Origin of the sequence: Citrobacter sp. wls708 (assembly GCF_005281255.1) — a bacterium.
Classification (GTDB): domain Bacteria; phylum Pseudomonadota; class Gammaproteobacteria; order Enterobacterales; family Enterobacteriaceae; genus Citrobacter; species Citrobacter werkmanii.
The window spans coordinates 1-19372 of sequence record NZ_SZXE01000015.1 but is presented as its reverse complement, the minus strand read 5'-3'; the positions used below and the strand labels follow the sequence as shown (position 1 = coordinate 19372).

Below are 19372 nucleotides of genomic sequence, written 5' to 3'. Positions count from 1 at the left end.
CATGAGGTCGTTAGCTGATTTCGAATTTAATAAAGCGCCATTGTGTGATGGGATGATCCTGGCGTCGGAGTCTATCCGTCTGGATTTTCCAACACAAACTGTCTATGACGAACTGGAACGTCTGGTCAGTCTGGCGCAAGAAGAAATTAGCCAGCTCCTGTCTCAGGATGAGCAACTGGAAAAACTGCTGGCACTTTTTTACGGCGAATGGGGGTTTACGGATACCCACGGCGTCTATCGTCTTTCTGATGCACTATGGCTCGACCAGGTTCTGAAAAATCGTCAGGGCAGTGCGGTGTCGTTGGGCGCGATCTTATTATGGATTGCCAACCGACTTGATCTGCCGCTGGTACCGGTGATTTTCCCGACACAACTCATCCTGCGCATTGAATCGCTTGATGGCGAAATGTGGCTAATCAATCCGTTCAATGGCGAAACGTTAAATGAACACACGCTGGAAGTGTGGCTGAAGGGGAACATCAGCCCGGTCGCGGAACTGTTCAATGAAGATCTGGATGAAGCGGATAACGCAGAAGTGATCCGCAAACTGCTCGACACATTGAAATCATCGCTGATGGAAGAGCGGCAAATGGAACTGGCGCTGCGAGCCAGTGAAGCATTATTACAGTTTAATCCTGAAGACCCGTATGAAATACGCGATCGGGGATTGATATATGCGCAACTGGAGTGTGAACATGTTGCGCTGACAGATTTAAGTTATTTCGTTGAGCAGTGTCCGGAAGACCCGATCAGCGAAATGATTCGTGCGCAGATTAATACCATTTCGCACAAACAAATTGTATTGCATTGATTAATGACACTTTACCTACCGTTTAAGGCGATCCTATGAAACAAAAAGTGGTTAGCATTGGCGACATCAACGTGGCAAATGACCTGCCGTTCGTGCTGTTTGGCGGAATGAACGTGCTGGAATCCCGCGATCTGGCGATGCGCATTTGTGAGCACTACGTAACCGTTACTCAAAAACTGGGTATCCCTTACGTGTTCAAAGCCTCCTTTGATAAAGCCAACCGTTCTTCCATCCACTCTTACCGTGGGCCGGGCCTTGAAGAAGGGATGAAAATCTTCCAGGAGCTGAAGCAAACTTTTGGCGTAAAAGTGATCACCGACGTTCACGAAGCCAGCCAGGCACAGCCTGTTGCTGACGTGGTGGATGTGATTCAACTGCCGGCATTCCTCGCTCGCCAGACCGATCTGGTGGAAGCGATGGCGAAAACCGGTGCCGTTATCAACGTGAAAAAACCGCAGTTCGTAAGTCCGGGTCAGATGGGTAATATCGTGGATAAATTCCATGAAGGCGGTAACGATAAGGTTATCCTGTGTGACCGTGGCGCGAACTTCGGTTATGACAACCTGGTTGTGGATATGCTGGGCTTTAGCGTGATGAAAAAGGTCTCTGGCAATTCGCCGGTGATTTTCGACGTCACCCATGCGCTGCAGTGCCGCGACCCGTTTGGTGCCGCAAGCGGCGGCCGTCGTGGTCAGGTGACTGAACTGGCGCGCGCGGGCATGGCGGTAGGTCTGGCAGGTCTGTTTATTGAAGCGCATCCGGATCCAGCCAATGCGAAATGCGATGGCCCATCCGCACTGCCGCTGGCGAAACTGGAACAGTTCCTCACGCAGATCAAAGCGATTGATGACCTGGTGAAAAGCTTCGACGAGCTCGATACTGAGAACTAAGACAACTGAACAGGCCGGGGCACTTGTCTCCGGCCTGTTATTACTGTCAGGCGCCAAACGCCCCATCAATTGTATGCATAGCTCCCGTCACAAACCCGGCCTCCGGACCAGCCAGCCAGGCAACCATTCCGGCCACTTCTTCTGGTCGACCGTGGCGTTTTAGTGCCATAAAGCTGTGCATCAGCTCTTTCAATGGTCCTTCTGCTGGATTAGCGTCAGTATCAATGGGACCCGGTTGCACTACGTTGACTGTAATGCCACGCGCGCCGAAATCACGGGCCAGCCCTCTTGCCAGGCCTTGCAGAGCAGACTTGCTTAACGCGTAGGAAGCCATACCGGCAATTGGTATACGATCGCCGTTCACTGAACCAATAATGATAATCCGCCCGCCGTCAGGCATTTGTCGTGCCGCCTCTACTGCCGCGTACCAGGGCGCGTGGATATTAATGCGGAACAGGCGCTCAACGTCATCGGGATCCTGCTCCAGCGGGTCGCCGAACAGCACAATTCCTGCATTCACCACTAACACATCCAGCGGGCCGCTTTCCCGTACCCGGTTAATGACGGCATCGCGATCGGCGCTATCGGTTTGCGTCATGTGGGAACCTGTTTCATCCGCAAGCGCTTTTGCAGCGTCTGCGGAGCCTGAATAGGTAAAGGTAACCGCTGCGCCATCTGCGGCGAAACGGCGCACAATAGCCGCGCCAATCCCCCGACTGCCGCCAAGAACCAGAACTGATTTGCCGTTAAATGGGGACATGAGATACTCCTTGAACAATTATGTAGTGATCGATATATAATGGGTGCATGGTTTTCTGTCAATGGATTTGTAATGAGCACTACAAAATGTTCGCGCGCCCCAGGCCGACCACGTAATTTTGATCCGGAACTGGCTGTTGCCAAAGTACAGCCCTTATTTCACGCGCATGGATACGACGCTGTGAGCGTAGCGGATGTTACGCAGGCCCTGAACATCAAGCCCCCCAGTTTTTATGCCGCTTTTGGGAACAAAATCGGTCTTTATGAACGCGTGCTTGGTCGCTATGTACAAACTGATGCGATCCCGTTTGATGACATTTTGCGTTCTGACAGACCGGTTGCCGAAAGCCTTGCTGCGTTGCTTGAAGAGGCGGCGCGACGCTATGCCGCTGATCCGCATGCGCCTGGTTGTTTGGTTCTGGAGGGCACGCATAGCAACGATCCGCAGGCACGGCAGGTGGCCCGGGCTTTCTACTCGGTTGCAGAACATAAAATTCATGACTTTATTGCACAGCGCCATCCCGAAGTGGCTGATAGCCTGACCGATTACATCAGTACCACGATGCTTGGTCTGTCGGGAAAAGCCCGTTGTGGGCATACGCTCGAACGTTTGCTATCCAGCGCACACATCGCCAGCCAGGCGGTGTTGCATCAGCTTTCCTGATTTTCATCACATGAAAAGGTAGATAAATATGATGGGTAAACTGGGACTTTGCTTTAATACTCCCCCTCCGGCTATGCGCAACGTAGCGTTGGCCGCAATTCTGATAGGAATTTCATTTCTGGCGCATTCTCAGGACAAGGCCGACGTTATTTTGTATAACGGCAAGTTGATTACCATGGATGAACAACAACCCAATGCGCAGGCGCTGGCGGTAAAAGGGCGGCATATTATTGCGGTGGGTAATAATGAAACGGTGAAAAAATGGTCCGGACCGAACACGAAGGAAATTAATCTTACGGGGCAAACTGTTATTCCGGGGTTAATTGATGCGCATCTGCATGGCATTCGGGGGGGAAGGACATTTTTATTTGAAACCTACTGGTTTGATACTAAAAATTTACCCGATGCGTTAAATAAACTGTCGCAATCTGCGGCAAAGAAAGACGCTGAGCAATGGGTAGCGGTGGCGGGTTCATGGATACCGGAACAATTTGCTGAAAAGCGGGATCCGACGGTTCAGGAACTGAATCAGGCGCTGCCTCATCATCCTGCATATATACAAAGCCTTTATGACTATGCGCTGTTAAATCAAAAGGCTATCGAGACCCTAAAACTTAATAGTCCACAGCCGGATGTTCCGGCAGGGATCGTGATAGAACGCGATGATAAAGGGCTGGCAACGGGGAAATTGCGCGGGACCATTGGCAGTTTTAACCAGCTTTTCGCCCAGATTAGCCAGACTGGCGATGTGGAAAAGAACCTTAACGCCTTTGTACGTTATTTAAATAAACGCGGCGTGGTCGGGTTTATCGATCCTTCTGCCGGGCATGAGCAAGCTTATCGTGATTTCTTTAAACTTCAGCAGCAGCAACCTCTCAGGATACGCGTTGGATATCGTTTATCCGCACCGCCTGGTAATGAAACGGAATGGTTTAAACAACGCCTGGCGTTTCGCCCGGCAATGCATGATGACGGCAGAATAGCCTTTCTGGGCTTCGGTGAAAGCCTGGTGATGGCAATGAATGATGGCGTGCGGATGTCATCTGGGTTCACATCCCCAGCAGAGTCCCAACAAGAACAATTAAAGGTGCTTCAGCTTGCCGCCAAAGAAGGTGTTGCCGTTGAAATACATGCTTATACCGATGACAGTGCGGATGCGATTTTAGATGTCATTAGCGAGGTGGCTAAATCGCATGATATTGCGCCGTTGCGCTGGTCTATTGCGCATCTTAATACCGGTACGCCCGAAACGATTGCCCGCATGAAGAAACTCGGTTTAGCCTACTCTGTCCAGATGGGGCCATATTTTGAATCTCCCGCCATTGAACGCGCAAATGGTAAAACGGTGGCGGCGCTATCATCGCCAGTGCAACCCGCGTTAGAGCAGGGGGTAATCGTTGCCGGCGGTACAGATGCGACGCGGATTGGCGTTGCGGGAGTGTGGCATGCCATTGAATATCATGTCACAGGTAAAGCGCTCGACGGCTCAGTACGCCATGACACCCGCCAGTTAAGTCGGGAAGATGCGTTAAAAATGTATACCCGAAATGCCGCCTGGCTGGCTTTTGCTGAGCAGCAAAGAGGAAGTTTGCAAGCAGGTAAGTTCGCCGATTTTGCGGTGCTGAATCAAGATATTATGGCTATTGCGCCAGACAAGCTGCATCAAACGGAATCGTTATTAACGTTTGTCGATGGCCAACAGGTTTATCCGGAGCAATAAACGCGCTAAAAGAAAACGGCCCTGCAAAGGGCCGTGGATCCCGCCAAACTAGTTATCAGGCAAATATCGTCATCAGATAGGCGACAAATAGCGCCAGATGCGCGGCGCCGTTAAGCACATTGGTTCGTCCGGTGGAGAAAGAGATGTGGCACAGTACCAGCGACGAGACCATGACAATCATCTCTGGCGCGCCCAAAGCAAACACCAAATCATTTCCTGTTGCCCACGCTATCAGCGTCACTACCGGTACGGTGAGTGAAATAGTGGCTAATACTGAACCGAAGAACAAATTCATCGCCCGCTGTACCTGATTGTTCAGCACCGCTTTCAGCGCCCCCAGCCCTTCAGGCGAGAGGATCAACAGCGCCACCAGGAAACCGGTAAATGCCACGGGCGCATTGAGTTCAGTCAGCAAGGTTTCCAGTGGACTGGCGTTCATCTTGGTGACGGCGATAACAGCGATCAGGTGAATGATGAGCCAGGCGGCGTGCCATATATTGCTGTGCGCTGACGGCTTACCGTGATGCGGATCGTCGTCGTCACCCTCATCTTCATGCTCGTAAATGAACAGGCTCTGGTGCGTTTTTGTTTGAATCAACAAGAAGACGCCGTACATTGCCGCAGAAATGAGCGCCACCAGTAGCGCCTGCGCAGTAGTAAAATTGGCTCCCGGTAACGCCATTGGAAACACCAGCACAATAATGGCCAGTGGAAACAGGGCGATTAAATACTGCTTAATACCAAACAGGTTCATATACTGAGTGGCAAATTTGCGGCCGCCCAGCAGTAATGAAAAACCGACTAAACCGCCGGTGACGATCATAATGATCGAATACAGCGTGTCGCGCATTAGCGTAGGCGCGGCATCGCCGGTCGCCATTAATGCGGAAATTAAACTGACTTCAAGAATAACAACTGACAGACTGAGAATCAGCGAGCCGTAGGGTTCGCCAAGTCGATGTGCTAATACGTCCGCATGACGGACAACGCTGAATGCGCTGCTTAATATACCAACAAGGGCCAGCGCATTAATACCGATGACCACTGGTAGTGACTGACTGCTCCCCCATAAGAACAGTACTACCAGTGCCAAAATCGGGAAGACGAGAGAGGTCTCCTTGTGGCGGGTTTTTACCGCCTCATGTAGTTGTGTCATTAAGTTAATTCTCCATCTCTGCAGGTATTTATAATTATAAAAGTATTAAAGAATGTAAAAAATAACAGAAAAAGCGGTTTTGTAGGTGACATTTTACGAAATTTTACCGCATCGCTTATTTTCCATCTCTAAGTGGCCAAAAACAAATGTCTTGTTTATAGAGTATTTAATTAACAGAAAGTTAGATGAAGAAGTAATTTAAAAATGTTCATTATTGGCGCATCGCAGCATTGTTAACCACACTTAAGGTTTAGCCCAAAAAGAGGAGTTCACAATGCCCTATAAATCTAAAAGCGATCTGCCTGACAGCGTACAGCATGTTCTGCCATCCCATGCTCAGGACATCTATAAAGAAGCCTTTAACAGCGCCTGGGAACAGTATAAAGATAAATCTGACCGTCGCGATGATGCCACTCGCGAAGAGACAGCGCACAAGGTGGCGTGGGCGGCGGTGAAAAATGATTATCAAAAAGGTGATGATGATAAATGGCATAAAAAGACGTAACGGTATCAATTATAATGCCTTTATAAACTAGCCTGAGTCATCCGTTAGCGAATCGTGCTACGCCGCGCCGTTACTGGCTTGCAAGCGAGCGGTGAATTGCCTATTGTCCAGCTATTGGTTTCAAAATGAGCAGTAAAAATGCCCGGAAGGCGTCAAAAAAGTTGTCGCAGGGAAGCTGCAGTGGCGGAGGTGTAAGGTGTTAACGCGTGATTTTTTATTGAATGCCGACTGTAAGACGGCGTTTGGCGCTATTGAAGAATCACTACTCTGGTCAGCGGAACAACGGGCAGCCTCACTGGCCGCCACGCTTGCTTGCCGACCAGATGATGGACCGGTGTGGATCTTCGGTTATGGATCGTTGATGTGGAACCCGGCCTTAGAATTTGAAGAGTCCTGTACCGGAACATTGGTCGGTTGGCACCGTGCATTTTGCCTGCGTCTGACGGCGGGGCGAGGAACGGCCTGTCAGCCGGGACGGATGCTGGCCCTGAAAGAGGGTGGACGCACTACCGGTGTGGCTTATCGCTTACCAGACGCATCGCTGGAGCAAGAGCTTTCTCTGCTGTGGAAGCGTGAAATGATCACCGGTTGCTACCTGCCGACCTGGTGTCAGTTGGCGCTGGATGACGGACGGACGGTAAACGCGCTGGTCTTTATTATGGATCCGCGCCATCCGCTGTTTGAGTCGGATACACGCGCGCAGGTGATAGCGCCGCTTATCGCTGCGGCCAGCGGACCTTTAGGCACTAATGCCCAGTATCTGTTCTCGCTGGAACAAGAACTGGTGAAGCTGGGAATGCAGGATGATTGTCTTAACGATCTGGTGATTACGGTCAAACGATTGTTGGGAGAGAACCTGCCGGAAGGGATTATACGACCAGGTTTTGCATAGCGTCGGCGGAGTGTTGTGTGCCCGACAGCCAGGTGCTTATCGGGCATTTCACGATTACGCTGCAATAAAACTTATCGAATGCTCAAGCGACTGACTGTGGCTGTCGATCAGCACGTTCCAGACGCCGGTATAAGGTACGGTCAACCATGCGTTATCACGGTCCTGCACGCTTAAGATGTCGGACTGCGTGTCTTTGACGTGATTTTTCTCGCTCATCAGATGGATGTGACAGCGCTCGGAACAGCGCACAACCACCGTATCGCCACCAAATAACTTTAAACTCGCCTTCACTAATGCCATTTTTCACCCCGTTCTTGAAAACAACGTACTTTCTGTCGAAAGTGCTGCGTGATGTTGTTCACATTTCACTCATTGCATAACACCAAAGGGGGAGCAACAGGATGCTGATTTTGATCAAAAAATGGCATAACGATTAAACAAAAGTGACAAAATTCCTCAAGACGGTTGAAAGGGCGTGCTAACGTTCAACGAAACCGCGCCCATCTAAGATAAAATCCGGAAATTTCCGGCACTTTCAGTGCGCGTGCCTGTAAGGCGCTGTCAGAAGGTCAATACTTTATCTGCATCCAGCGTCCATTGCGCCAGTTCTGGCATCGTGCCCACGGCGACGCCATCAATTAAAGGCAGGTCGGTGATCCCACGGCCATCAGTGCAGGTTTTGCACAGTTTTACCGGAACGTTTTGCGCTGTCAGGATCTCCAGCATTTGCTGAATATTGTATCCTTCCGCCGGTTTCTGACCGCGTAATCCCGCCGTAACCGCATCCGACATTAAAAACAGACGCAGATCGAGACAGGCTTCTTGTTCACGCAAGGCGATGGCCAGACGCAGGCTGTTAAATAACGATTCGCTTCCATAGGCCGCACCGTTCGCGACGATCACTATCTTTTGCATTTTGACTCCTGTTGTCGGATGGGAGGGATAATTCCTGGCGTGTATGGTACTCCCTGTACCAGATATCGAAAAGAAAGCATGTGGCTACCCCTGATTATTCGGGTCAGAAAATCCCGAAAACGGGGATAAAGGCTGCAATTAATTGCTGAAGACGTTATGGTTTAGGTTAAGTGTGCCTGATTAATTGATGTAAGAAATAACTAACGATTTGAGCCGTATTATTTATTTCCCTCTCGCCGTATTTGCACTCTTGCCACTGGCAGGGGGTACTGCCAGCGCACAATCCTCTTTTATTCACCAGGCTGAAAACCCATTCGATAACAATAGCGATGGCTTGCCCGAGCTCGGTATGGCGCCGGAATCGCGGGCAGGCGAAAAGCATTTCGCCGAAATGGTGAAAGCATTCGGTGAAGCCAGTATGACCGATAACGGCCTTGATACCGGCGAGCAGGCGAAGCAGTTCGCGTTTGGTCAGGTACGTGACACGGTCAGCGAACAGGTGAATCAACAACTGGAATCCTGGCTCTCTCCCTGGGGAAATGCCAGCGTCGGGTTGCAGGTTGATAAAGAGGGCAGCTTTACCGGCAGCCGGGGAAGTTGGTTTATTCCGTGGCAGGACAATCAGCGCTATCTTACCTGGAGCCAGTTAGGCTTAACGCAACAGGATGAGGGCTTAGTCAGCAATGCGGGAATTGGGCAGCGCTGGGTACATGACGGATGGCTACTGGGTTACAACACGTTTTATGACAATCTGTTGGATGAAAATCTGCCCCGGGGCGGCTTAGGTGCAGAAGCGTGGGGCGAGTATTTACGTTTATCCGCTAACTACTACCAGCCGTTTTCCTCCTGGCAGAATCGTTCCACCACACAGGAACAACGGATGGCCCGCGGCTACGACCTTACCGCGCAAATGCGGATGCCGTTCTATCAACATCTCAATACCAGCGTCAGCGTTGAACAGTATTTTGGCGACCGGGTGGATCTGTTTCATTCAGGAACCGGGTATCACAATCCGGTAGCGGTGAACCTCGGGCTGAGCTATACGCCGGTGCCGCTGATTACGATGACTGCGCAGCATAAGCAGGGTGAAAATGGCGTCAGTCAGAATAACCTCGGATTAACGCTGAATTATCGTTTCGGCGTTCCGTTAAAAAAACAGCTGATGGTCAGCGAAGTGGCAAACAGCCGCTCGCTGCGCGGCAGTCGTTATGACGATCCGCAGCGGAATAGTTTGCCGACGCTGGAGTATCGGCAGCATAAAACCCTGTCGGTATTTTTGGCCACGCCGCCCTGGGATCTCAAGCCGGGAGAAACGGTGGCGCTGAAGGTACAAGTGCGCAGCCTGCATGGGATTCGCCACCTTGCATGGCAGGGCGATACTCAGGCGCTGAGCTTAACCGCTGGCAGCAGTACCCGCAGCGCACAGGGCTGGACGATTATTATGCCGAAGTGGGACAGTAGAGAAGGGGCGACAAACCGCTGGCGGCTGTCGGTAGTGGTAGAAGATGAACTGGGCCAGCGTGTCTCTTCCAATGAGATCACGCTATCACTGACCGAACCGTTTATCAGCGTTTCGGCAAATGATCCTCGTTAACCATGATGCACGACTTCGTTATCAGAAAATGCGTTCCTGATGCACCCAAACCGCGGCTTCTACGCGTGATTTGAGCTTCATTTTCTTCAGCATATGCTTCACATGAACTTTAACCGTGCTTTCGGTGATGTCAAGACGGCGGGCAATCATCTTGTTGGGCAGGCCCTGGGCGATAAGCTTGAGAATATCGCGCTCGCGCGGCGTCAACTGGGTGACATCACGGTCGGACGTTGCGCGGTTGGCGCGCAGGCTGGCGGCCAGAACCGGCGTTAAGGCTTCGCTCAGTACCATTTCACCGGCGGCGGCCTGTTGTAATGCTTTCAGTAAATCTTCCGGCTCCATATCTTTCAGCAGGTAACCATCCGCGCCGCGTTTCAGTGCGGTAACGACATCTTCTTCATGATTGGACACGCTAAACACCACGATGCGGCCAGACAGGGACTTTTCACGCAGCTTGTCGAGGGTTTCCAGACCGTTCATGCCGGGCATGTTGAGATCAAGCAGGATCAGATCGGGATCAAGAGATTCAGCCAGCTCGATACCCTGTTCGCCATTGCTGGCTTCACCGACAACGGTGATATCCTGCGCCATGCTGACAAGCTGTTTTACACCGGTTCGCAGCATCGGATGATCGTCGATCAACAGGATGGTTGCCGGTTCCAGATTACTCATGGGTATCTCCTTGGACTTCTGTGAAGTTTGTTTCGGGAATAAAAGTGACAGTAACTTCAGTACCGCCTGTCTCACGACGGCGTACTCGGCAATCGCCGCGCAAGCTCTGCGCACGGTCGCGCATTATTATCATGCCGTAGTGGTTACTGCGTTCGGCGTTTTCCGGTACGCCGCAGCCGTTATCTTGTACTGTGAGTTTGATCTGTTTGCCATTTTGCACCACCGTCACGACGACTTCATCAGCATGGGAGTGCTTCAGGGCGTTGCTCAGGGCTTCACGAGCAATTTGTAATAAGTGAATCGCCTGATGCGAAGGGACCAGGCGTGGCGGCAACTGATAGTCCAGCTTAACCGTAAAACCAAAGCGGGCGCTGTATTCCTGACAACTGGCTTCCAGCGCGGGTCGCAATCCGGGTTCAGTGAGCTGTAAACGGAAGGTCGTTAACAGCTCACGCAGTTGCGCCCACGAGGCGTTCAGTTCATTACGAATCTGGCTAAGCAGTTCGCGGCTATTCTCGGGCAGCGCATCGCCCTGCATCTGCAAACAGCTAACCTGCATCTTCATACATGAAAGCGATTGTGCAATAGAATCATGGAGTTCGCGCGCAATGGTGGCACGCTCTTCCATCACGATCAACTGCTGCTGGCGCTCCTGATGTCTGTCGAGCGCCAGCGTCGCGGTCAGTTGCTCAACCAGGGTATCGACCAGTTGTTGCTGATCGTGGCTGAGATGGCGTCCGTTCGGCAACGTAGCGAGCAGGATACCATACTGGGTATGTGCGTCGGTCAGCCGCCATTTCAGCGTGATACCACCGTCTATCGCGGGCAACGTACCGCGTGGGCACAGATGACATCCTTTCTCATCGCAACTGACATTGGACTGACAGGTAAATTCCTGATGATTATCTTCATCCTCCAGATCATAAACCCGCAGCTCAATATCATGTAGCAGGGTCAAATTCTGCAGGCCGTTCAGCACCGGAGAGAGGCGTTCGCACAACGGCACCTGAGAATGCAGGCGGCGGTTGGCTTGCCACAGAAAAGAGAGGATCTGATTTTTATGCTCCAGCCCGGCCGTTTTCTCTTGCACCCGCTGTTCCAGTACCGCATAACTTTCAGCCAGCTCTTCCGACATATTATTCAGCGCCGAGCCCAGAGCCGCCATCTCATTACGCCCGCTGATATGCGCACGTTGGGTAAAATCACGTTGGCTGACGGCTCGCGCCATCGCCAATAGCTGTTTCCATGGTTCCAGCAGACGTACGCGTAGCCAGATAATGGTGAAGACCAGCAGTAAGGCCATAAATGCCGCCATCAGGCGATGTAGCAGGACGACGCGTTCAATGCGTAATTCGGTGGTATGGTCGAAGGCGGTAACCAGCTTATCCAATCCAACAACAAAGCGCGTTACATCTTGCGCTACCGCATCAGGCGTTTGCGCGTGGGCAAGCCCTGGCGCCAGCTCAGTGTGCCAGTAATCCTGTAATGCTTTTAACTGCGCCTGTTGTCCATCGCGCTGTGCGGCCCGCGTTAACTCTGGACTAAACGCCGTTTTCTCCATTTCATCCAGTAGCGGTTGATCGTCGGCTTCCAGGGGTACCGCCGCCAGCAGACGATAACTCTGCATACGCAGCGAGCCGGCTTTGTTAATTGCATGGGCGCTACCCTGAACGCCCTGAACCAGCCAACCGGAGACAGCCATGCCTGCCACGCCGATGGCAGTAGACAATAAAACAATCAGCGCCACCTGGTTGACCAGCGTAAGCGGGGAGAGACAACGTTTAAACATAGTGACTTGTTCCTTCGGGTCTTCGTAGAACAGAAACCCTTTTGAATAACGGTTCTGCTGCAGGCAGTGGCGTTATTCTCGGCGATACACTGGAGTATACCCATACCTCAAACGGGCTACCTCTTAATTGCCAGTCAAGGGGGGGGTCATGGGTCGGGGGGAGTAGAAGACGACAGAAGCGTGAAAAACCACATCTTTTTTACCGAAGTAATGTACTCATTTAGGGTGATGATAAATTTTAGGCATGAATAATGACACCTTTTCCTTTGATTTATATCAACTTACCTCCAGCTGTAAACCCTAAGGTTGCAGGCATCGAAACAAGTATCAGAGGTGTCTATGAGTCACTCATCTGCCCCGGAAAGGGCATCTGGAGCTGTAATTACAGAATGGCGGCCGGAAGATCCTGTCTTCTGGCAACAGCGTGGTCAACGAATCGCCAGCCGTAACCTGTGGATTTCCGTCCCTTGCTTGCTGCTGGCGTTTTGCGTGTGGATGTTATTTAGCGCCGTGGCGGTGAACTTACCGAAAGTCGGCTTTAATTTCACCACGGAGCAATTGTTCATGTTGACGGCGTTGCCGTCGGTTTCCGGCGCGCTGCTGCGTGTGCCGTACTCCTTTATGGTTCCCCTGTTTGGTGGACGCCGCTGGACGGCATTCAGCACCGGTATCCTGATCGTCCCATGCGTATGGTTAGGTTTTGCGGTGCAGGATACCACCACGCCATTTAGTACCTTTATTATTATCTCCTTACTGTGCGGTTTTGCTGGTGCGAACTTTGCATCAAGCATGGCGAATATCAGCTTCTTCTTTCCAAAACAAAAGCAGGGCGGTGCGCTGGGTCTGAACGGTGGTCTGGGCAACATGGGGGTCAGCGTAATGCAGTTGGTTGCTCCGCTGGTGGTCTCACTGTCAATCTTCGCTGCATTTGGTAGCCAGGGCGTTGAGCAACCGGATGGCACGCAGTTGTATCTGGCAAACGCCGCATGGATTTGGGTTCCGTTCCTCGCTGTGCTGACGCTGGCTGCATGGTTTGGTATGAACGAACTGGCAACCTCAAAAGCGTCTCTGAAAGCGCAATTGCCGGTGCTAAAGCGCGGGCACCTGTGGATCATGAGCCTGTTGTATCTGGCAACCTTCGGGTCATTTATCGGCTTCTCAGCCGGTTTCGCGATGCTGTCAAAAACGCAGTTTCCTGAGGTACAGATCCTGCATTACGCCTTCTTTGGCCCGCTGATTGGCGCGCTGGCGCGCTCAGCTGGCGGTGCAATTTCTGACCGCCTGGGCGGAACTCGCGTGACGCTGGTGAACTTCGTGCTGATGGCTCTCTTCAGTGCCTTGCTGTTCCTGACGCTGCCAACCAATGGCGTAGGGGGCAACTTTACCGCTTTCTTCGCGGTGTTCCTGGCACTGTTCCTGACGGCCGGTCTGGGCAGTGGTTCAACCTTCCAGATGATCTCCGTTATCTTCCGCAAGCTGACGATGGACAGAGTGATAGCGGAAGGCGGGTCAGAAGAGAAGGCGATGCGTGAAGCGGCAACCGACACTGCGGCTGCGCTCGGTTTTATCTCTGCCATTGGCGCGATTGGCGGCTTCTTTATCCCCAAAGCATTTGGTACTTCCCTGGCGTTAACGGGCTCACCTGTTGATGCGATGAAAGTCTTTGTGATCTTCTATGTCGCCTGCGTGGTTATCACTTGGGCGGTGTACGGACGTCATTCTAAAAAGTAAAAAAGTGGTATACACAAAATCATTCGAATTGCGTCAAGGCGGCAAGTGAGAAATCCCCAGGAGCTTACTGTAGTAAGTGACTGGGGAGAACGAGCGCAGCCAACGCAGAGGCAGTTTGAAGGATGAAGTGTAGGTTGATTATCCATTGCGCGGCGTTAGACCGCGCTTTTTTTTGCCTGCTATTAGTTACAACATACTCTTGTGTTGTGACATGACAACATCCTGTGAGAACGGTGCTCGCAATATGCCTGGCAGGGGGGATACCCCTTAATACCCACTTATAAAGAATTTAACATTTACATGATAAGTGGATTTTAAAAAGTTATTTAAATTCAATGCTTTAATTAATTCAGTGATATCCCACTTAGGGGGTATGTGAAAAACACCCCTCATTTTTCATCCCTGTCTGCCTTGATCGTTATCAATTCTCACGCCCTTTCAGAGCGTTACCTTCGCTGGCAAATAAGCAATGTCGATTTATCAGAGAGCCGTCAGGCTCCTACAGGAGAAAACCGATGAGTAAATTCCTGGACCGGTTTCGCTACTTCAAGCAGAAGGGCGAAACCTTTGCCGATGGGCACGGCCAGCTTCTCAATACCAACAGGGACTGGGAGGACGGATATCGCCAGCGTTGGCAGCATGACAAAGTCGTGCGTTCAACCCACGGCGTAAACTGCACCGGTTCATGCAGCTGGAAAATCTATGTGAAAAATGGTCTGGTGACCTGGGAAACCCAGCAAACTGACTACCCACGCACCCGTCCAGATATGCCAAACCACGAGCCTCGCGGCTGCCCGCGTGGTGCGAGCTATTCCTGGTATCTCTACAGCGCTAACCGTCTGAAATACCCGCTGATGCGCAAACGTCTGATGAAGATGTGGCGTGAAGCCAAAAAACTGCACAGCGATCCGGTAGATGCCTGGGCATCCATTATCGAAGACGCCGACAAAGCAAAAAGCTTCAAACAAGCGCGTGGTCGTGGCGGCTTCGTTCGCTCCTCCTGGCAGGAAGTCAATGAACTGATTGCCGCTTCTAACGTGTACACCATCAAAACCTATGGTCCTGACCGCGTCGCAGGCTTCTCGCCGATCCCGGCGATGTCGATGGTTTCTTACGCATCCGGCGCACGCTATATGTCGCTGATTGGCGGTACCTGCCTGAGCTTCTATGACTGGTACTGCGACCTGCCGCCGGCTTCTCCGCAAACCTGGGGCGAACAGACCGACGTCCCTGAATCCGCTGACTGGTACAACTCCAGCTACATTCTTGCATGGGGTTCTAACGTCCCGCAGACCCGTACTCCGGATGCGCACTTCTTTACTGAAGTTCGCTATAAAGGCACCAAAACGGTAGCGATTACGCCGGACTACGCGGAAATCGCCAAACTGTGCGACCTGTGGCTGGCGCCGAAGCAGGGGACCGATGCGGCGATGGCAATGGCGATGGGTCACGTCATGTTGCGCGAGTTCCACCTCGATAACCCGAGCCAGTACTTCACCGACTACGTTCGTCGTTATACTGACATGCCAATGCTGGTGATGCTCGAAGAGCGCGACGGCTATTATGCTGCTGGTCGTATGCTGCGTGCAGCGGATCTGGTTGACTCTCTGGGCCAGGAAAATAACCCGGAATGGAAAACCGTCGCTATCAACAGCAACGGTGAAATGGTTGCGCCAAACGGTTCAATTGGTTTCCGTTGGGGCGAAAAGGGTAAATGGAACCTCGAGCAGCGCGACGGTACATCGGGCGATGAAACCGAACTGCAACTCAGTCTGCTCGGTAGCCAGGATGACATCGCTGAAGTCGGCTTCCCCTATTTTGGCGGCGAAGGTACCGAACACTTCAATAAAGTTGAACTGGAAAACATTCTGCTGCACAAATTGCCGGTTAAACGTCTGCAACTGGCCGACGGTTCTACCGCGCTGGTGACGACCGTTTACGATCTGACCATGGCCAACTACGGTCTGGAACGCGGTCTGAACGATGAAAACTGTGCAACCAGCTACGATGACCTGAAAGCGTATACGCCGGCATGGGCAGAGAAAATTACCGGTGTATCGCGCGCTCAAATCGTGCGCATCGCCCGCGAATTTGCGGATAACGCCGATAAAACGCACGGTCGTTCGATGATTATCGTCGGTGCAGGTCTGAACCACTGGTACCACCTCGATATGAACTATCGCGGCCTGATCAATATGCTGGTGTTCTGCGGCTGTATCGGCCAGAGCGGCGGTGGTTGGGCCCACTATGTCGGGCAGGAAAAACTGCGCCCGCAAACCGGCTGGCAGCCGCTGGCGTTTGCGCTGGACTGGCAGCGTCCGCCTCGTCATATGAACAGCACCTCTTACTTCTATAACCACTCCAGCCAATGGCGCTATGAGACGGTTACCGCACAGGAATTGCTGTCCCCGATGGCAGACAAATCCCGTTATAGCGGTCATTTGATTGACTTCAACGTTCGCGCTGAACGAATGGGGTGGTTACCGTCTGCACCGCAGTTAGGGACTAACCCGCTGCGTATCGCTGAAGAAGCGCAGAAAACCGGCATGACGCCGGTGGATTACACCGTTAACGCCCTGAAAGACGGTTCTCTTCGCTTTGCGGCGGAACAGCCGGAAAACGGCAAAAACCATCCGCGTAACCTGTTTATCTGGCGTTCCAACCTGCTCGGATCTTCCGGTAAGGGCCACGAGTACATGCTGAAGTACCTGCTGGGTACTGAACACGGTATTCAGGGGAAAGATCTCGGCCAGCAGAGCGGCGTGAAGCCAGAAGAAGTGGAATGGCAGGACAACGGACTGGACGGCAAGCTGGATCTGGTGGTGACGCTGGACTTCCGTCTGTCGAGTACCTGTCTGTATTCCGATATCGTGCTGCCGACCGCAACCTGGTATGAAAAAGACGACATGAATACCTCGGATATGCATCCGTTTATTCATCCGTTGTCTGCCGCCGTTGACCCGGCCTGGGAATCGAAGAGCGACTGGGAAATCTATAAAGCCATCGCGAAGAAATTCTCTGAAGTGTGCGTGGGCCACCTCGGTAAAGAAACCGACGTTGTTACGCTGCCGATTCAGCACGACTCCGCCGCTGAGCTGGCGCAGCCGCTGGACGTGAAGGACTGGAAAAAAGGTGAGTGCGACCTGATTCCTGGCGTTACCGCGCCGCACATCATGACCGTAGAGCGTGATTATCCGGCAACCTATGAACGCTTTACCTCCATCGGCCCGCTGATGGAAAAAATCGGTAACGGCGGGAAAGGGATTGCTTGGAATACCCAGAGCGAAATGGATCTGCTGCGTAAGCTCAACTACACCAAGGCTGAAGGCCCGGCGAAAGGCCAGCCCTGGCTTAATACCGCCATTGATGCCGCCGAGATGATCCTCACCCTGGCGCCGGAAACTAACGGTCAGGTAGCCGTTAAAGCCTGGGCTGCGCTGAGTGAATTTACCGGTCGTGACCATACGCATCTGGCGCTGAATAAAGAAGACGAAAAAATTCGTTTCCGCGATATACAGGCGCAGCCGCGCAAAATTATCTCCAGCCCGACATGGTCAGGCCTGGAAGATGAACATGTGTCTTATAACGCCGGTTATACCAACGTTCATGAGCTGATCCCATGGCGTACGCTGTCTGGTCGCCAGCAGTTGTATCAGGATCACCAGTGGATGCGTGATTTCGGTGAAAGCCTGCTGGTTTACCGTCCGCCAATCGATACCCGTTCAGTGAAAGCGGTGATCGGCGAGAAGTCTAACGGTAACCCGGAAAAAGCGCTCAACTTCCTGACGCCGCACCAGAAATGGGGTATCCACTCCACCTACAGCGACAACCTGCTGATGCTGACGTTGTCACGCGGTGGTCCGATCGTCTGGATGAGTGAAACGGATGCGAAAGACCTGGGTATCGAAGATAACGACTGGATCGAGGTCTTCAACAGCAACGGTGCATTAACTGCCCGCGCTGTTGTCAGCCAGCGTGTGCCGGCCGGGATGACCATGATGTACCACGCGCAGGAACGTATTGTTAACCTGCCGGGTTCAGAAATCACCCAGCAGCGCGGCGGGATCCACAACTCGGTGACCCGTATTACGCCGAAACCGACCCATATGATCGGCGGCTATGCACAGTTGGCCTACGGCTTTAACTACTACGGCACCGTCGGTTCAAACCGCGATGAGTTCGTCGTTGTACGTAAGATGAAGAACATTAACTGGTTGGATGGCGAAGGCAATGACCAGGTACAGGAGAGCGTAAAATGAAAATTCGTTCACAAGTCGGCATGGTGCTGAATCTTGATAAGTGCATCGGCTGCCACACCTGTTCAGTGACCTGTAAAAACGTCTGGACCAGCCGTGAAGGTATGGAGTACGCCTGGTTCAATAACGTGGAAAGTAAGCCTGGCGTCGGTTTCCCCAATGACTGGGAAAATCAGGAAAAATGGAAGGGCGGCTGGATCCGTAAAATCAACGGTAAACTGCAACCGCGCATGGGTAACCGTGCGCTGCTGCTGGGTAAAATCTTTGCTAACCCGCATCTACCGGGTATGGATGACTACTACGAGCCGTTTGATTTCGACTATCAGAATCTGCACACCGCGCCGGAAGGCAGCAAAGCGCAGCCGATTGCCCGTCCGCGCTCGTTGATTACCGGTCAGCGGATGGACAAAATCACCAGCGGTCCGAACTGGGAAGAAATTCTGGGCGGCGAATTCGAAAAACGCGCCAAAGACCAGAACTTCGAAAACATGCAGAAGGCGATGTACGGCCAGTTCGAAAACACCTTCATGATGTACCTGCCGCGCCTGTGCGAGCACTGCCTTAACCCGGCGTGTGTGGCGACCTGCCCGAGTGGTGCTATCTACAAGCGTGAAGAAGATGGCATCGTGCTGATCGACCAGGACAAGTGCCGCGGCTGGCGTATGTGCATCACCGGCTGCCCGTACAAGAAGATTTACTTCAACTGGAAGAGCGGGAAGTCCGAGAAGTGCATTTTCTGCTACCCGCGTATCGAAGCGGGTCAACCGACCGTTTGCTCCGAAACCTGTGTTGGCCGTATCCGTTATCTCGGCGTACTGCTGTATGACGCAGATGCGATCGAAAGCGCGGCCAGCACTGAGCACGAAAAAGATCTGTACCAGCGTCAACTGGACGTGTTCCTCGATCCGAACGATCCGGCTGTCATTGAACAGGCGCTAAAAGATGGTATTCCACTGAGCGTCATCGATGCTGCACAACAGTCTCCGGTTTACAAAATGGCAATGGACTGGAAGCTGGC

16 protein-coding genes are annotated in these 19372 nt (G+C 52.3%); 10 read left to right on the top strand and 6 right to left on the bottom strand.

The window, feature by feature from the left end; all coding sequences use genetic code 11:
- Position 1: 1 nt before the first annotated feature.
- Entirely contained in the window at positions 2 to 811 is an 810-nt protein-coding gene (sirB1, locus tag FDW97_RS05265) for an invasion regulator SirB1 (protein WP_006684256.1), read from the top strand.
- A gap of 35 nt (positions 812 to 846) precedes the next feature.
- Positions 847 to 1701, top strand: coding sequence for a 3-deoxy-8-phosphooctulonate synthase (gene kdsA / locus FDW97_RS05260; RefSeq protein WP_038641145.1), 855 nt, complete (start codon positions 847 to 849; stop codon positions 1699 to 1701).
- Positions 1702 to 1747: 46 nt separating this feature from the next.
- Here kdsA and bdcA read toward each other — a convergent pair whose 3' ends face one another.
- The gene (gene bdcA / locus FDW97_RS05255) at positions 1748 to 2461 is read right to left on the bottom strand and encodes an SDR family oxidoreductase (RefSeq protein ID WP_137350733.1); all 714 of its coding nucleotides are present in this window, start codon (positions 2459 to 2461) and stop codon (positions 1748 to 1750) included.
- A 72-nt stretch (positions 2462 to 2533) separates the two neighbouring features.
- On the opposite strand from bdcA, the gene FDW97_RS05250 reads away from it, so the two are divergent.
- On the top strand, positions 2534 to 3124 hold the full coding sequence (locus FDW97_RS05250; protein WP_038641141.1) for a TetR/AcrR family transcriptional regulator: 591 nt from the start codon (positions 2534 to 2536) through the stop codon (positions 3122 to 3124).
- A gap of 28 nt (positions 3125 to 3152) precedes the next feature.
- A complete protein-coding gene (locus FDW97_RS05245; protein ID WP_137350732.1) occupies positions 3153 to 4844 on the top strand; it encodes an amidohydrolase in 1692 nt (563 codons plus the stop codon).
- A gap of 55 nt (positions 4845 to 4899) precedes the next feature.
- Here the strand turns inward: FDW97_RS05245 and chaA are convergent, their stop codons facing one another.
- Positions 4900 to 6000 carry a sodium-potassium/proton antiporter ChaA gene (chaA, locus tag FDW97_RS05240; protein WP_038641137.1) on the bottom strand — a complete coding sequence of 367 codons (1101 nt, stop codon included), beginning with the start codon at positions 5998 to 6000 and terminating at the stop codon, positions 4900 to 4902.
- A 274-nt stretch (positions 6001 to 6274) separates the two neighbouring features.
- Here chaA and chaB point away from each other — a divergent pair, with 274 nt between their 5' ends.
- On the top strand, positions 6275 to 6505 hold the full coding sequence (gene chaB, locus FDW97_RS05235) for a putative cation transport regulator ChaB (RefSeq protein WP_038641135.1): 231 nt from the start codon (positions 6275 to 6277) through the stop codon (positions 6503 to 6505).
- Positions 6506 to 6701: 196 nt separating this feature from the next.
- The gene (locus FDW97_RS05230; protein WP_038641133.1) at positions 6702 to 7397 is read left to right on the top strand and encodes a gamma-glutamylcyclotransferase; all 696 of its coding nucleotides are present in this window, start codon (positions 6702 to 6704) and stop codon (positions 7395 to 7397) included.
- Between the two features lie 54 nt (positions 7398 to 7451).
- On the opposite strand, the gene FDW97_RS05225 is transcribed toward FDW97_RS05230, so the two are convergent.
- Both FDW97_RS05225 and FDW97_RS05220 read right to left on the bottom strand, forming a co-directional pair.
- A complete protein-coding gene (locus tag FDW97_RS05225) occupies positions 7452 to 7697 on the bottom strand; it encodes a DUF1883 domain-containing protein (protein ID WP_038641131.1) in 246 nt (81 codons plus the stop codon).
- 261 nt (positions 7698 to 7958) lie between these two features.
- On the bottom strand, positions 7959 to 8312 hold the full coding sequence (locus FDW97_RS05220) for a DsrE/DsrF/TusD sulfur relay family protein (RefSeq protein WP_085048086.1): 354 nt from the start codon (positions 8310 to 8312) through the stop codon (positions 7959 to 7961).
- A 208-nt stretch (positions 8313 to 8520) separates the two neighbouring features.
- Between FDW97_RS05220 and FDW97_RS05215 the strand changes: the two genes are divergently transcribed.
- Positions 8521 to 9906: a YchO/YchP family invasin gene (locus FDW97_RS05215; protein ID WP_085048087.1), complete on the top strand. Its 1386-nt coding sequence runs from the start codon at positions 8521 to 8523 to the stop codon at positions 9904 to 9906.
- Between the two features lie 21 nt (positions 9907 to 9927).
- Here FDW97_RS05215 and narL read toward each other — a convergent pair whose 3' ends face one another.
- Entirely contained in the window at positions 9928 to 10578 is a 651-nt protein-coding gene (gene narL / locus FDW97_RS05210) for a two-component system response regulator NarL (RefSeq protein WP_038641125.1), read from the bottom strand.
- Entirely contained in the window at positions 10571 to 12367 is a 1797-nt protein-coding gene (narX, locus tag FDW97_RS05205) for a nitrate/nitrite two-component system sensor histidine kinase NarX (RefSeq protein WP_121529127.1), read from the bottom strand. Before narX ends, narL begins: the two co-directional genes overlap by 8 nt.
- Positions 12368 to 12706: 339 nt before the next feature.
- Between narX and FDW97_RS05200 the strand changes: the two genes are divergently transcribed.
- The 3 genes from FDW97_RS05200 to narH all read left to right on the top strand — a co-directional run.
- Complete coding sequence (locus FDW97_RS05200; RefSeq protein ID WP_085048089.1) at positions 12707 to 14098, top strand: NarK family nitrate/nitrite MFS transporter; 1392 nt, start codon at positions 12707 to 12709, stop codon at positions 14096 to 14098.
- A 515-nt stretch (positions 14099 to 14613) separates the two neighbouring features.
- Complete coding sequence (locus tag FDW97_RS05195; RefSeq protein ID WP_137350731.1) at positions 14614 to 18357, top strand: nitrate reductase subunit alpha; 3744 nt, start codon at positions 14614 to 14616, stop codon at positions 18355 to 18357.
- Positions 18354 to 19372 (top strand): nitrate reductase subunit beta (gene narH, locus FDW97_RS05190; protein ID WP_137350730.1); only part of this gene is annotated, 1019 nt, incomplete at its 3' end. The genes FDW97_RS05195 and narH, both read left to right, overlap by 4 nt.

Excerpts from the sequence above, each read along its gene's own strand:
- FDW97_RS05245 (WP_137350732.1), top strand. The coding sequence starts at position 3,153 with ATGATGGGTAAACTGGGACTTTGCTTTAATACTCCCCCTCCGGCTATG.
- FDW97_RS05195 (WP_137350731.1), top strand. The coding sequence starts at position 14,614 with ATGAGTAAATTCCTGGACCGGTTTCGCTACTTCAAGCAGAAGGGCGAA.
- sirB1 (WP_006684256.1), top strand. The coding sequence starts at position 2 with ATGAGGTCGTTAGCTGATTTCGAATTTAATAAAGCGCCATTGTGTGAT.
- chaB (WP_038641135.1), top strand. The coding sequence starts at position 6,275 with ATGCCCTATAAATCTAAAAGCGATCTGCCTGACAGCGTACAGCATGTT.
- FDW97_RS05250 (WP_038641141.1), top strand. The coding sequence starts at position 2,534 with ATGAGCACTACAAAATGTTCGCGCGCCCCAGGCCGACCACGTAATTTT.
- FDW97_RS05200 (WP_085048089.1), top strand. The coding sequence starts at position 12,707 with ATGAGTCACTCATCTGCCCCGGAAAGGGCATCTGGAGCTGTAATTACA.
- FDW97_RS05220 (WP_085048086.1), bottom strand. The coding sequence starts at position 8,312 with ATGCAAAAGATAGTGATCGTCGCGAACGGTGCGGCCTATGGAAGCGAA.
- narL (WP_038641125.1), bottom strand. The coding sequence starts at position 10,578 with ATGAGTAATCTGGAACCGGCAACCATCCTGTTGATCGACGATCATCCG.
- FDW97_RS05225 (WP_038641131.1), bottom strand. The coding sequence starts at position 7,697 with ATGGCATTAGTGAAGGCGAGTTTAAAGTTATTTGGTGGCGATACGGTG.
- bdcA (WP_137350733.1), bottom strand. The coding sequence starts at position 2,461 with ATGTCCCCATTTAACGGCAAATCAGTTCTGGTTCTTGGCGGCAGTCGG.
- kdsA (WP_038641145.1), top strand. The coding sequence starts at position 847 with ATGAAACAAAAAGTGGTTAGCATTGGCGACATCAACGTGGCAAATGAC.
- chaA (WP_038641137.1), bottom strand. The coding sequence starts at position 6,000 with ATGACACAACTACATGAGGCGGTAAAAACCCGCCACAAGGAGACCTCT.
- narX (WP_121529127.1), bottom strand. The coding sequence starts at position 12,367 with ATGTTTAAACGTTGTCTCTCCCCGCTTACGCTGGTCAACCAGGTGGCG.